Origin of the sequence: Clostridium tertium, from assembly GCF_902652255.1 — a bacterium.
Classification (GTDB): domain Bacteria; phylum Bacillota; class Clostridia; order Clostridiales; family Clostridiaceae; genus Clostridium; species Clostridium tertium_A.
In genome coordinates this window covers 63,920-78,814 of sequence record NZ_CACRTO010000022.1, presented here as the reverse complement: position 1 = coordinate 78,814, position 14,895 = coordinate 63,920, and the positions used below count along the sequence as shown (strand labels likewise).

Sequence of the window (14,895 nt, the reverse complement as noted above, 5' to 3'; positions counted from 1 at the left end):
AAGACTATCTTTGCTATTTTTAGATTATATTATGATTATTTATACTAATATTTTAAATATGCAATATTACGCACATACAATATAGAAAACCCTCTGTTTTTTAACAGGGGGTTTATCAACAAACTGAAAAAACTCCTTAAGGAGTTTTTTCATTAATTTTTCATTATTCATTCTTAATTTTTCATTGTGCGATAGCACCATTATCATATTAAATAATCTTATTTTACTTATATTTCTTTATTACTTGAATTGCTAGACAGCTTGGCCCTCCTTGAGTTATAAATGCTGGACCTAACTCTTTTATTTCCAAATCTACATTTTCGACTAACCCTCTTATTATATTTTCAGCCTCTTTGGCTAAATCTATATTGCAACCATGAGAAATATAGAATTTATATTCACTATTCACTCCAGCTTCTGCCAAATGATCAATTATCTTTTTTATAGCTTTTTTATAAGTTCTCTTTGCAGTGAACTTCATCATAGACTTGCCATCATTTGATAAAGTCATTACTGGAACTAAGCTTATCATACTTCCTACTTTACCAGCTAAAGAAGAAATTCTTCCCCCTCTAACTAAGAAATCAAAATCTTTAGGAATCAAAAATGATTTTGATGTTTCTATAAGTTTATTTACCTCATTTATAATTTCACTTTTAGATAGTCCATCTTCAGCTAATTTAACTGCTAAATCTACTAAATACCTATGAGGTCCACATAAAGTTTTAGAATTAATTACTTCTATCCTATCTGGATTTCTATCCATATTCTTAGCCATACAAGCTGAATTATATGTTCCAGATAACCCATCTGCCATTGAAATATTAATTATTTCATCATCCTCATATTTGTTTTGTAGCTCTACAACACCACCTATAGATGGTTGAGATGATTTAGGGACATATCCCTTGTTAATAAGCTCAATAAATTCTGCTGAATTGATTTCTTCATATTCCATATAACTTTTATCATTAATAGTCACAATTAATGGAGAAATATCTACATTATTAGCTTGTCCTCCAGCCACAGAATAAAGGGTAGATGAGTCTGATATTATTTTAATCATCTTAAGTCTCCTATCATAATTTTCTTTAGTAAATCTATAGTTACTGAGTTAAGATTAACATCTCCCCTATTATAGGTCAATAAATATTTTGTAAACATTTAAATATTTTTTAATTAAATTTAGGACTATTGATAATGTAAAAAATATTTAATTTTCACCCTAAGATATTAACTACAATACTTTGGCCTCCTTTAGTGATAAGGGGTGTAACCTAGCTCAATTTCACATACTTTGTGGAATTATCACACCTAAGTAATGTAGACCTTAGTGCCTTCTGGAACATTATCATATATCCATTTTGCATTAACTTTAGCAAGTCTTACACATCCATCAGATAATGCCATTCCAAGCCTACCATCTCTTACGCTTCCATCTAAGTTATATATTATTGAATGAAAAAGATAATTACCTTTAAACTGAGTATAATACCAACATTTATAACCCTTCTCCACACCAAAATAGAGCCCTTTTATTCCTACAGCAAAAGTTCCAGTTGGGGTTGGAGTAGACTTCTTCCCTATTGTACAAAGATAACTATGAACTAAACTCCAATTATTTTTAGATCCAATAAAAACATTTACTTTAAAATTCTTTTTATCCACCCATATAAAATATTTTGTATTACTTGAAAAATTTCCTGAGTTTATATATTTAGTAGCATTTTCAATATAACTATCCTCACCTCTAAATGAAGATATTATTTTATTAAAAAATTTCAACTTAATACCTCTCTAATATTGCTTTCAAACTATAATATGCAAAACTATTTAAAATTTCTTAATCTTATTCTAAAAGGTATTACCTAAAATTTTTATACAATAATATATAATTATTTATTTGCTTTTGATTTTCCATTCTTTCAATAAATACATTTTTTTATTAGCTTCTACTAATATTCATTAACTATCCCTAACAATTCCATATATTTTCATCATTAAATTATCAAACCATTATTTCCAATATTTGCTTTTACTAGTAATCTAATGTATACTAATACTAATATGAAGGAGGATGATGCATATGTGGAGCTTTAGATTAAGCTCTCTTATTGTTGTTTATTAATTTAAATTACCTTAACTTTATAGAGCTTAATAAAACTAATTATAAAGATTTTAGGAGGTATTTATAAATGTCAAATGTAGCCTTAAAGGTATATAATAGAAATGTTAAAGAAAATCAAGCTAAACTTAGAAGAAAAGGGGAAATTCCTGGAATAATTTACGGTGAATTTCTTGAAGAGAATATTCCTGTAAAAATGTGTAATGCAGAACTTAGAAGAATGCTTGGGAAAAATAGTAGTGGATCAATTTTAGAAGTTTCACTTGAAGATAAAAAAATTAATTGTGTTGTTAAAGAAGTGCAAAAGAATGAGAGACATGAAATCATTCATGTTGATTTTCAATATATAAAACCTAACGAAGTAATTAAAATGAGAATCCCAGTTAAGTTTATTGGGCAAGATATTTTAGAAACTAAAAGACTTACACTGGAAACTCATAATTTATATATAGATTTACAAGGGGATGTAGAGAAAATTCCTGAATCTATAGAATTAGATGCTTCCAATATGCAATTAGATGATAAAGTATTTATTGAGGACATTGTTATTCCAAAGGATATAACAATAATAAGCGACCCTAAAACGCTTCTTGCAGTTGTAAGTAGCCAATACTTTAATTAAATTGTTATATAAGTTTTAATAGGTTTCTACTTTAAATTAGATTCTATTTCATATTAAGAATCTTTAATTATGCTAGTATATTAATAACTTATAATAAATTAAATAATATATATGCTTTCAATTTTGATACTTTACTTATATTTTTATAAGTCTATAGAAATAGATTATTAATTGAAACATATATATTTTAAAAAGGATGATTCTAAATATAGAATCATCCTTTTTATTATGAAAGAGGTCAAACTATATACTGCACTATATAGTCTTGGCAAAATATACTTTAATTTTGAGAAGAGATAAATTTCCTTAACTAGAACTACCTTGAATAGAACTCTACTATTAGATTTTCATTTATTTCAATAGGTATTTCATTTCTTAATGGATATCTTTTATATACAGCTTTAAACTCGTCTAAATTAGACTCAATGTAAGGTAATGTATTTGTGTGGTTATTTAAGTAATAATTATAATTTGAAGACTTTCTTGATTTTTCTTTTAAAGAAATCTCAGTACCAGGTTCAACCTTATATGATGGTATATCTATTTTTTTGCCATTCACTAAGATGTGGCCGTGATTTACCATTTGTCTTGCAGCTCTTATAGAGTTAGCAAAACCCATCCTATATACAAGATTATCTAATCTTGATTCTAATCTTATTAGTAAGGCTTCTCCAGTTGTACCATCCTTAGTCTTAAAAGCATCTTCAACATATTTTCTAAACTGCTTTTCTAAAACTCCATAATAAGCTCTTAACCTTTGCTTTTCTAATAGTCTTACACCATATTCAGATAATTTTTTATCTGCTCTACTTGTTCCCTTTGTAGCTCTATTCATGGCTTTTGGATGTCCTGAAACATTTAATCCAAGCCTTCTACTTTCTTTAAATCTTGGGCTTCTCTTTCTAGCCATTTCTTTCCTCCTCTTTTAAATTAAAATATACTTGTATAATATCATACATTTGATTTAATTGAAAATGATTATCATTATTATTTATGTCCTTGTATTAAATTTAAGTCTACTATGCTCACTTTTTCTAATCATTTTATGATATATCTTAATTATTTGTATTTTTAAATATTTTTATTATAGATATTCAAGTATTTCTAATTTAACTATACTAAAAAAAGACTAGATATAACATTAATTAAATGTTCAATCTAGTCTTTTCATGTTATCTAAGTAATATTAAGCCTAATAATACTGATATAGGTATTTATTATTACTTAAACTATCCTTAATTAAAAACTAATCACTATTACTTTTTATTCTTCTTTTTCTTTAATAAAACTGCACCTGTTGCTAAGGCTGCTATAGCAACAATTCCTATCATACTCTCTTGTCCTGTAATAGGTAGGTTAGTTGAGTTATTTTCTTTATTTGAATCTTCTTCTACTTCTGGTTTATTTCCATCTACAGAGTCATTTTCATTTCCTGAATTGCTTCCTCCGTCAGAATTATCCCCATTTCCTGGGTTACTTCCTCCATTAGAATTATCTCCATTTCCTGGATTGTTTCCTCCATTAGAATTATCTCCATTTCCTGGATTGTCTCCTCCGTTAGAATTATCTCCGTTTCCTGGATTGTTTCCTCCGTTAGAATTATCTCCATCTCCTGAGTTATCAGGCGCTTTTAAAATTGAGTCTAATTGACCTTTTAAAGCTTCAGCATTATCTAGATTATTTTCAACTCTTATCTCCATATATCCTTCATTATCAGATCTAAGCAGTCCAAATAAACTAAACTTTCTTTCAACTTTTACTTTATATACTGTAAAGTTATCCTCTTCATATTTATCAAGTATAGTTGGCTTTAATTTTTTTAGATTTTCAAGGAAATCTTCAAATTTTTCTACAGTTATATTCTTCACTTCCAATACTAATGGATCATTAATATCACCTGTTCCGAATACTGGCATTACTATTTCTTCATCTATTATATCTTTTATAAATGATGGTATTTCATCATTATTATCAAAATTAACTACATTTATTGTAATGCTATCTGACTTATTACTTCCATCAATAGTTGAAGCTGTTATGGTAACTTTTCCTTCCGCTTTAGCTATTACTCTAGCATCTCTTCCTAGCACTTCTATTTCAGCAATATTTTCATCACTAGTAGACCATTTTATATCTTTTATATCAGCTTCCTTATTTATAGTTGCTGTTAAGATATTGCTACTTCCTATGTATAACTGATTTATTTTACTATCAATTGTTATATTAGTTGCTAAAGAAATATCCTTCTCTACTGTTACTTTTATAGTTTTAGTTGATTTTGCTTTTTGACTATCTTCTACTGTATATGTAACACTGTATTCTCCTACTGCATTTTCATCTACTGTATTATCTGTTACTACTATATTAGATGTAATATTACCTTCTTCTGGGTCCATTGCTGTTACTCCATCTAATGGATTAAAGTTTTCTCCTAATTTTATAACTTTATCTTCTGCATATATAATAGGAGCTTTATTTATAACTGTTACCTTTGGGTTAACTACTACTTTACTTTGAACTTTAGTAGTTTTACCTTTACTATCTGTTGCAGAATATAAAACCTTATAAGTTCCAGGGATATTTGTATTTACGTTACTTTCAACTTGTAGTTCTATATTTTTATCTTCGTCTTCTACAGTAACCCCATCTTTTGGTTCAAATTTATCTCCAACTTTTAATACATGATCCTTAACCCCTAATATAACTGGCGCCTTATTAGCTTTTACTGTTAAAGTAATTGTCTTTTCACCTTTGTTTCCATAAGAATCTATAGCTGTGTATGTTATTTTATATTCTGTATCAACTTCTGGATCTAAGTCAATATCTTTATCTGAAGTAACTTTTATATCAGTTATTTCTCTACCTTTTGCATCTATTGCCTTAATACCATCTAGTGGTTCAAATCTTTGTCCAGCATCTATAGTTATATCTTTTAATTCTTCTCCATTTTGAGTAAATGTTGGTGGTATTTTAATATCATCTTGAACTACATTTACTTGTACTGTTACAGTCTCAGATCTTTCTCCAAAACTATCTATAACTGTACATTGTAAATCATAAACTCCTGGTTTATCTTCTACAAACTCAGTTATTACTTCATTACCTTTTTTGACTTCAAGAGTTAAATTATCATCTTGATCATTATCTGACATAGTTATTCCTAGATTTTCTGCTGTTAACTCTAGTTTTTCTCCATCTGTAACTTCTAAATACTTATATTCTAAGCTTATTTTAGGTGCTGTATTCATAGTTATAAAGTCATTTTTATTATATTCTACATTAGTTGTGTAATACTCCTTATTAGTATTACTTATGTATTTATATTCGTAATTACTTGTTGGAATAACCTTATACTTAGGTGCTTCACCTCTAGCTAGTAAATTAGTTGAATCAGGAGATTTTACATCTAATTCAAAGACATCAATTTTATTTCCTGTTTTAGGAATAGAATTTTCAGCTGTTATTAATACATCTATAGTATTATCTTCTTCATTTACCGTATAATCTACTAATATATCATTTGAACTGCTTGAGTATTCTTTATTCTTAAGCCTTGTCTCTACTTCTGATGTAATTAAATCCTTTATACTATTTTCTCCATCCTTTAAAGATGCTCCCTCTAACTTAACACTAAATTGAAGTGCTTTTGGTATATCTTCTATATTATCTATAGCTACTTTAACAGTATCACTATCAACTTTTTCTACAACTAATTTAAATTTATCTTCACTATTAGCTTTTTGAACTTCCTTAAATTTTGGAGTTGCGTATACAATTGCAACAGTAGATGTTAAGGCTAAAGTTGATGCTATAGCAACCTTTGCTAATGATTTCTTACTTTTCATATACTTTCTCCTTTCTTATCTTTACAGGAGAGCTGTCATAAAGACAGCTCAATTGTAACTTATCTATTTTTTACTGCTTCACTTATTACATTACTATTAATTTCTACAACTTGATTATATGAATTGTTTATAGTTCTAGCACTTCCTGCATTTAAATCAATTTGTGGTAAATTATCTAAACCTGGAATATCTAAATAGAAAGTATCACTTACTAATCTTTGTCCAATTGGAGTATCCCCATCTAATTTATTGTATCTATATAATTCTGCTTTAATAGAACTTCCCTTTACATTAGGTCCATCTTCAAAGATTTTACCTTGTTGCTCAGGAGTTATCCAATATAGCCATGTACCTTCTGCAACTTCACCAAGCTCTGAATCCTCTGGTAAGTTAGCTAATAAAATAGCTTGAGCCTCCATAGCAAAGTTCTCATCATTTTCATTTAATACAAGTGGAATATTAAATGCTGGATCACCCTTATATTCTCCAGTTATAACTATTGAACCAGCCTCAATGACTTTTCCCTCTGCATACTCATAATCTGATTTTAATCTACCTATGCCATTTTTATATACTTTATCTCCATTATCAATACCAATTTCAATATTATCACCTGTTGGACCTAATATATCAAGTTCTGCTATTGATATAGTCTCTGCTCCCTCAGCAACTAACTTTACATACTTAGCATTAAATGCCCAAAGTTGTGTATTATCACTATTACCAGCTTCATTGAAGTAAATAGTATTTTCTTTTGTAGTATCAAAAGTACCTGAATGAGCCTTAACCCAGTTTTCACCATCTTCACTTACAAGAACTTTATATTTACTTATAGGATTATACGTAATTTCACTATTTTTCTTAAAGAAATTCATTATAGAGAACTTCTTAGTTTCAGGTTTTCCAGGTGTATATTTAAGTCCAACTATTGACTTAGTTTCTCCCATATCAACTGTTACATATGGATCTCCGCTTATAACTTGTCCATCTTTATTTGTTGTCTTTGATGCATTGTACACAGTAGATATATCACTATCTTTTATATTGTTAATTGAACCATCTTGAGATTGTCCATGTCCTGTATTTTCATTGACAACATCATCTTCACTTCTAGTATTTGTATCAAATATCCAATTCTTATTAGATATACTTCCATCATGATTTACTTTTATATTTCCAATTGTTGATTCCTTAGTTACATTTAAGCTGTAGTCATAAGCTTTAACCTTATATTCAAAGGCTCTGTTATTCAATGTATCTACAACATCTGTATACTCAGTAACATCACTTTCTTTATCTCTTTCGACAAATCCAACTGGAGTTTCTTTAATTCCTGTTGCAGTTGCTTCTCTTCTTATTATTTCATATCCAAGAATTTTATCTGAGTCTCTATCTACGCTTAATCTTAATGGAACTTCTTTTTGATTTAAGTAGCTCTTTTCATTTATAGCATTTCCATTCTTATCTACACCAAATGTTCCACTAACTTTAGTATCCGCATCCATAGTTATACTACTCATATCATTATTATCTATTGCTTTCAATCTCTTTCTTCTAGCTTCATCATTTAAGTAGTATATTGCCTTATCTTCTTTTTCATAACCCTTGCTATCTAAATACTTATTAGTTTCTGGACTTGCAACGATACCCCATTTTTCAAAGTATTCTCTTAAATCTTTTTCAATTGCATCTGATGATCTAATTATAAATGTTTGGGCAGTTTGATCATATCCAACTTCTTTTGGAGCAACACCATTTTCTCTTGTTGCTCTATATAACTTAGCATAGAAAGTATCATTTTCTAAATCATTATCTGTATTAAGATCTAACATATCATAAGTATAGTCATTATCATATGCTAAATGTAATTGCCAGAACATTGCTAACTTATCAATTCCTGAACTTGCAAGACCTACACTACCTGATGTTACCTTATTATATGCACCATTATATGATGCTCCTTCTATTCTAGATGTATTAATATCATTAAAAGTTTGACTTATTAAAGCTAATATATTATTTGTTACTTCCGCATATGTTAAGCCAGGTCTATCGTGAACGTGTCCAATTTCGTGATTAATACCCCATCCAAATAATTGTCCTTCTTCACTATTTAATAAGTTTCCATTTTCATCAAACTTAAATGGAACACCTTGCATCATTCCTTGAATTGAACCATATCCTATACCTACGTGATGTGATGAAGCATACATAAATGCTCCTGTAAACATTCTTTGATATTTTATATTAATACGATTTAATGGTGCCTTATTATCTTTGAAGAATTGTTGTTCACTCTTACCATTAAGCTCTTCTAAAGCATTAGTTCCTATTTTACCATCATTATCAAAATCTATTGGTTTTTCAAGTAAACCTTGTTGTGCATAAGATACCTTCATTAATTGTTCCCATGCCATTAATGTATCATAAACTCTATTTACTTGAGCATCTTCATTTCCAGCTAATCCACTTTCTATACCCTTAAGTACTTGATCTGCTGCAAGAGACAGTGAAACTCTATCACTTTCTATTTCAGTACTATTTAAAATAGAAGTTTCTGCATCATAAGCATAAATATTTTTCGCTCTATCTTGTGGAGTTACAGTCTTAGGATATCTATCTTGTACTGTGCTAACATAAGATTTTAAGTTTCTAATATATTCTCTAATTAATTCTTTTACTTCTGATTCTTTAGATGCATCATCCATCATGTTATTAACATTTAAGTGAGGGATTTCTGTTCCACCACTTACACGAACTTGAACTTCTTGACCATCATTAAAGCCATCATTAAATCTTAAATATAAGTTTCCACCTTTTTCATAATCCATATCAAAAGGAGAATCTGGAATTACTATCTCATTTTTCCCTACTTCTAATAATTGATCATATTCTTTTATATAAGTTCCACTTTCGCCGTTATGTTGAGTTATTGCAAGTTTAAATTTAGTATCTTTTCTTGATGACCCTATATATATATTTACAGTATCACCTGGCTTAACTGCTACTCCTAATGCTTGGTAATCGTTTGATTGACCTATTGTATTTCCGCCATCTGACCATGTATTATTTCTTATTCCAACATCAAGAGTTTTAATATTATCGCTTAATTTAATATCATTATATAAATCCTGTGCTCTCTTTAAGTCAGCTAATAATTGCTCTTGCTTTGGATGATATTCCATACTTGCTGAATCTATAGTATTAGCTCTTTTTATAAGTTCATCAATTCTTTCTTGAGTAACATCATCATTTAACTCTAGCATTAAAGCACCTTTAAATAATGCAGCTACATCATTTTCTAAGCTATCATATTCATAGAATTTAATTTCACTTATACTTGATCTTTGAGCTTTACCATATGAAGGGTTAATTCTTAATGCAGTTTGTATCTTACTTGTTGTTACTGGATTTGGAAGTTTAACTTCATAATATAATGTTCCATTATCCTTATCTTTTAAAGTTGTATATTTTGCATTTACATTTACAAATTCATTTTTCTCTGAGTCAAAATATCTTACTGGAACATAATCATATGTGACATCATAAGCATATACACCATCTAAACGAGTTGTTAACCTTATAGTATCTATTGTATATTCTTTGTCAAATGTAACAGTCGGACCAGAATTATGACTACTATTCCATGTAAATGATGTCCAGTATGTACTGAAGTCATTATCTACAATTGCATATTTATTTCCTTCCATACCATTTGGATGTTCTTTGTCATCAACTTTTCCATATTCAACATCTATTATGTTTGAAGTGTGTTCTTCTCCTTCAACCACTCTATTTATTAATTTATATTCTGACATTTTAGGAGGGTTAATGCCTTTTGTAGCACCTAAATAAGTCTGTGATAATCCACCAGTACCATGATGATTAGTTGCTGTCATTTTTATTTCATATGTAGCATTATCTTCAAGTCCTGTAATAGTATAGCTAGTACCTCTTATTAACTCATCTTTATCTGTCTTTTCTCCTGGCGCTAAGTTAGCTACTCCATCTGGTATATCATTATTAGGATCGCTATCTACATATTTAGGCTCATTTGGATCTTTAGCCTTAAACCATTCTCCTGTTCCAAGCTTTCTGTAATATAAATCATAGTCCTTAGCTTTTTTATGGCTCTTCCAGCTAACATTAAGTATTCCTTTATATGCTCCTTCTATTTTTATACCTTCTGGTCCTTCTGGAGCTGTTTCTGGTATAACTTGAAGTTCAATTATAGAATCTGCTCCGAATTTATTTCCATCTTCTCCATCAGCATTGGAGCTTAATTTCCCTGATATTGAATCCCATGCTCTTGGATTAAAGTTCTCATCAACATTATCTGGGTCTCCATCTTTATCATTTGAATTGTTCTCTATATTAGTACTTCCAACTTTATCTACATTATAGTCATCTTGCTCATCCTTATAGCCACTCTTCCAATCTCCATTTAAAGATTGAATACTTACTCTATATGTAGAATAACCATTAACTTTCTCTATCTTTAATGTATTTTCTGTAGTCTTATATGTACTTATATTTTTAACACTGCCATCTTCGTTTAGCTCTTCTACTTTAATCTCGTATCCACTTATATTATTTTCATGATTCCATCCTAAAGTCATTGCTTCATTACCAACAGCTGTTGAACTTGTAAAGTTGTTTATAACAGGAATATTCATATTAGGCTTTGGCATCTCTTTATAGACATTATTTAAAAAGTTAACCTTAGATATTTCTGCAAGATTCTTATTTCCTCTACCACCAGTAACTTTTATAGTAATTTCACTTACTGCAACTTGACCTTTTAAATCTATTTCTATTACACTAACTTCTTTTCCATCAGAATTTCTTGTTCCTATAACCTTTGAATTAGTCTCATCAAACTTAATATCCTCTTGACCTGGTATACTTATAAGTCCTTTTCCAGGAGCTGTATCTTTTGGTGCTTCTATAGTTATTTTTTCTACATTAGTTGTAGATCTAGTTTTTCCTGATAGATTTATAGGTATTTCTATAGGATTATTTTCACTGATTTCTGCATTGTTTTTAGGTGCTAGTTTTACTCCTGCTCCGTTATCAGCTAATATATCTCTTATATTTCCTTCTAATATTTCTGTAGTCTTATTAACATTTATATCAATATTGTTAGGATTTAAAATTGGATCTGTATCTAATATAGTTGCATCTATACTAGTTTTATCCATGTTTTTATGTACATAACTTAAATCTGTTATATCTACTTTTCCGTCCCTATTTAAATCAAAATTTGCATCATATGACTTACTCTTTATTTTATCTTTCATTGTGTCATAGTCTGCTTTATCTACTTTTTTATCTGAATTTACATCACCTGATAAGAAAGCTCCTGGATAAACTTCATCTTGAGCTTGATTATCATTGTTGTCACTTGTCCCTACTAAAACTCTCTTTGATGAATCTTGTATATTTATGTTATCTATTTTTGCAGTATTATATCCATCTCCTAGAATTTCTAAAGAATATTCTCCTAAAGGTAGTCTATTGAAAGTTAAATGATAGAAATATACTGAATCATCACCATCTTCTAATAGACTTCTCTTAGAGTTCAACGCCTCTAAAGTATAAGTAATACCAGTATCCCCTATAACTCCACTCTTATTATCTGAACCTAATTTAATTATTCCAATTTCTCCAGAACCACCTATTAATCTTACTGATATATTAGTATTTTCAGTGGTTTCATTTTTTATTGGTGTAGAGAAGTTTATATCTAATTCTAATTTCCCTGTAACTTCATAATCAATATTTTCTACAGTTTCTTTAGTTTCTTCAGTTTCAGTTTCTACCTTTTCATCAATTTCTTTTACTTCTTCAGTAACTTCAATATTTTCAGTTTCCTGAACCTTTTCTTCTTCTTCTGGAGCTTGTTCAGTATTTTCAGTATTCTCTATGTCATTAACTTTATCTTCTGTTGATGTAATATCATTATTACTTTCAGCTATTTCTTCTAAATTTGAATCCTTATTATTCTTATCATTTTGTAGAATATCTTCATTGATTATATCAATTGCTTCTTTATTATTTATTGTTTCTGCATATGCAACATTTTGCACTTGACTGGCAATTAATGCTACTGCAAGTGTAGCTGATATCTTTTGTTTCATAATAATAATTCCTCCTATTTATTTTTTAGATATAAAATATACCATAGAAACTGTTGGAAATTCAATAATCTTTTAGTAGTTTTTTTACATTTATACTATATTTATATACTTCAATTTATATATTTTTTATACATTCCATGCTTATGTAAGTGTACTTTTTAAAATTAATCAATAATTGTGATACAAGGTTAATAAGTTAATTTTTAACTATTATACAAATGATGATTATTTTCAATAAAAAAACTCCATAGTATAAACTACAGAGTTTTTAGTCTTATATATTTTTTTATTAATAATTATGATAATTTTATCAATATATTAGATACCACAATTTCCATCAATACATACATTTTTGCCATTATTATTTTCTAAATCTAATGAAGGCTTATCTTCTTCTAACGCTTTATTTAATGCCATTAAGAATACATCCTCTGGCTGTGCACCAGTAACCTTGAACTTATCATTGAATACAAAAGTTGGTACAGAAGTAATGCCATAATTTCTAGCTAAAGCTTCATCTTCTCTAACCTCATTTTTATACTTATCACTATTTAAGAATTTTATAGCCTCTTCTTTATCTAAGCCAACACTCTTTGCAATATCTCCTAATGTATCTATGTCACTGATATTCTTTGAATCAGTAAAATAGGCTTTAAATAGAGCTTCTTTCACTTCTCCCATCTTGTTAAAATCCTTAGCAAAGTGAATTAAACGATGTGCATCAAATGAATTACCTAGAATTAATGTATCGAAATTATACTCTAATCCTAATTCCGCTGCTTGTCTTATTATACCATCGTTATTGATTTTAGCTTCTTCTACACTTATTCCATACTTTTCAGCTATAGTTTCATTAATATTTTTATTATTAACCTTAGGTGCATCTGGACTTAACTCAAAGCTTCTGTACACCACTTCCACCTTATCTTTACCTAAAAATTTATTTAATGCATTTTCAAACCTACGTTTTCCTATATAACAAAATGGACAAAATATATCTGACCAAATTTCTATTTTCATTTTTCTACCTCCTTATTTCTTTAAATAATTTTTTAATTTACTAATAAACGCTTCCATATCTTTCATATTATTAAAAGCTTTTGCAGGAATATAGGCAATTACCGTAAAATCATCTACTAAGAAATAATTCTCATGATATTTATCTAGGATTAAACCTTCCTTCCATGTTGAACCTGTTAGTAATTTATCTTTTAAATTATATATACCAGATTCATTTATATATATTCTATATCCACTATTATCTCTTTTTTCTGAAGTAAGTATTTTCCTAAATATCTTTTTAATAAATTTCGGCAATATTATAAAATTAGTTATTATAAGTAATATGATTAAAATTAGAATAATATTTATAGTTTTAACTTCTAACATATATAAAAGTAAATAAATTAAAACAGTTTCTAGTATTTCAATAAATATTATAGGTAATAAAATTTTAAATATCTTACTTCTAAATTTTTTGTTATAGATTGTATAATTTAATATTTTTTTAATATCACTATCATCTATTAATATTTTTTCACTGCTAACTCCATCAAAACTATCATATATACTATTACAATCATTATCCTTATAACTATTAATCTTACTTATAAATTCCTCTTCTTCATTATAAGCATTTAAAACCCTAAGAGGAATTAATATACTTGAATCTAGATGTGATATAATTAGAAACTTCTCATTTTTATCAATCTTGTCTATTAGATTACAATTGATAACAGTAATTTCATTCTCTAAATAATATCTAAGAAAAGGTCCCTCTAAAACTACCCTCTTTCTTCCCCTCTCTTTAGAGTTAAATTCATATACTGATTTATAACCGTGATCAGATGAATAGTTAGCAAATTTACTTTTAATTTTCTTAATTAAAAAATATGATAATATAGTTACTAAGGCAGAAATTATAACTGAAATAATTAAATCTACCCTCTCCATAACCATAATAATTAATGTCATTAAGAATATACATATCATTAATACAACTAAGGCAACCTTTTGAGTCTTTTCAACCCTATTCAGAAATTTATAATTTATATATTTTTTACTTTTCTCCAGCTCTTGTTTAATATAATAACTGTACTCTTCTTCAGTGAAACTATATGAATATTCCATGCAAATACATCCTTTAACTATAATTTAAATATA

General features: G+C 28.2%; 8 protein-coding genes. 1 reads left to right on the top strand and 7 read right to left on the bottom strand.

Annotated features, from left to right (window positions below; all coding sequences use genetic code 11):
* Positions 1–223: 223 nt before the first annotated feature.
* Both GPX08_RS11370 and GPX08_RS11365 read right to left on the bottom strand, forming a co-directional pair.
* Positions 224–1,066 carry a DegV family EDD domain-containing protein gene (locus GPX08_RS11370; RefSeq protein WP_156626935.1) on the bottom strand — a complete coding sequence of 281 codons (843 nt, stop codon included), beginning with the start codon at positions 1,064–1,066 and terminating at the stop codon, positions 224–226.
* A 248-nt stretch (positions 1,067–1,314) separates the two neighbouring features.
* Positions 1,315–1,785: a L,D-transpeptidase family protein gene (locus GPX08_RS11365; protein WP_156626934.1), complete on the bottom strand. Its 471-nt coding sequence runs from the start codon at positions 1,783–1,785 to the stop codon at positions 1,315–1,317.
* Between the two features lie 410 nt (positions 1,786–2,195).
* On the opposite strand from GPX08_RS11365, the gene GPX08_RS11360 reads away from it, so the two are divergent.
* Positions 2,196–2,747 (top strand): 50S ribosomal protein L25, encoded by a 552-nt coding sequence (locus tag GPX08_RS11360; RefSeq protein WP_156626933.1) that lies wholly within the window; start codon positions 2,196–2,198, stop codon positions 2,745–2,747.
* Positions 2,748–3,063: 316 nt separating this feature from the next.
* Here the strand turns inward: GPX08_RS11360 and rpsD are convergent, their stop codons facing one another.
* The 5 genes from rpsD to GPX08_RS11335 all read right to left on the bottom strand — a co-directional run bounded on the left by rpsD (position 3,064) and on the right by GPX08_RS11335 (position 14,862).
* Positions 3,064–3,657, bottom strand: a complete 594-nt coding sequence (gene rpsD, locus GPX08_RS11355; protein ID WP_156626932.1) for a 30S ribosomal protein S4 — start codon at positions 3,655–3,657, stop codon at positions 3,064–3,066.
* Positions 3,658–4,003: 346 nt separating this feature from the next.
* Positions 4,004–6,592 carry a DUF5011 domain-containing protein gene (locus tag GPX08_RS11350; RefSeq protein WP_156626931.1) on the bottom strand — a complete coding sequence of 863 codons (2,589 nt, stop codon included), beginning with the start codon at positions 6,590–6,592 and terminating at the stop codon, positions 4,004–4,006.
* A 59-nt stretch (positions 6,593–6,651) separates the two neighbouring features.
* Positions 6,652–12,732 carry a hypothetical protein gene (locus GPX08_RS11345; RefSeq protein ID WP_156626930.1) on the bottom strand — a complete coding sequence of 2,027 codons (6,081 nt, stop codon included), beginning with the start codon at positions 12,730–12,732 and terminating at the stop codon, positions 6,652–6,654.
* 318 nt (positions 12,733–13,050) lie between these two features.
* Positions 13,051–13,752, bottom strand: coding sequence for a thioredoxin domain-containing protein (locus tag GPX08_RS11340; protein ID WP_156626929.1), 702 nt, complete (start codon positions 13,750–13,752; stop codon positions 13,051–13,053).
* A 12-nt stretch (positions 13,753–13,764) separates the two neighbouring features.
* A complete protein-coding gene (locus GPX08_RS11335) occupies positions 13,765–14,862 on the bottom strand; it encodes a hypothetical protein (RefSeq protein ID WP_156626928.1) in 1,098 nt (365 codons plus the stop codon).
* Positions 14,863–14,895 lie beyond the last annotated feature (33 nt).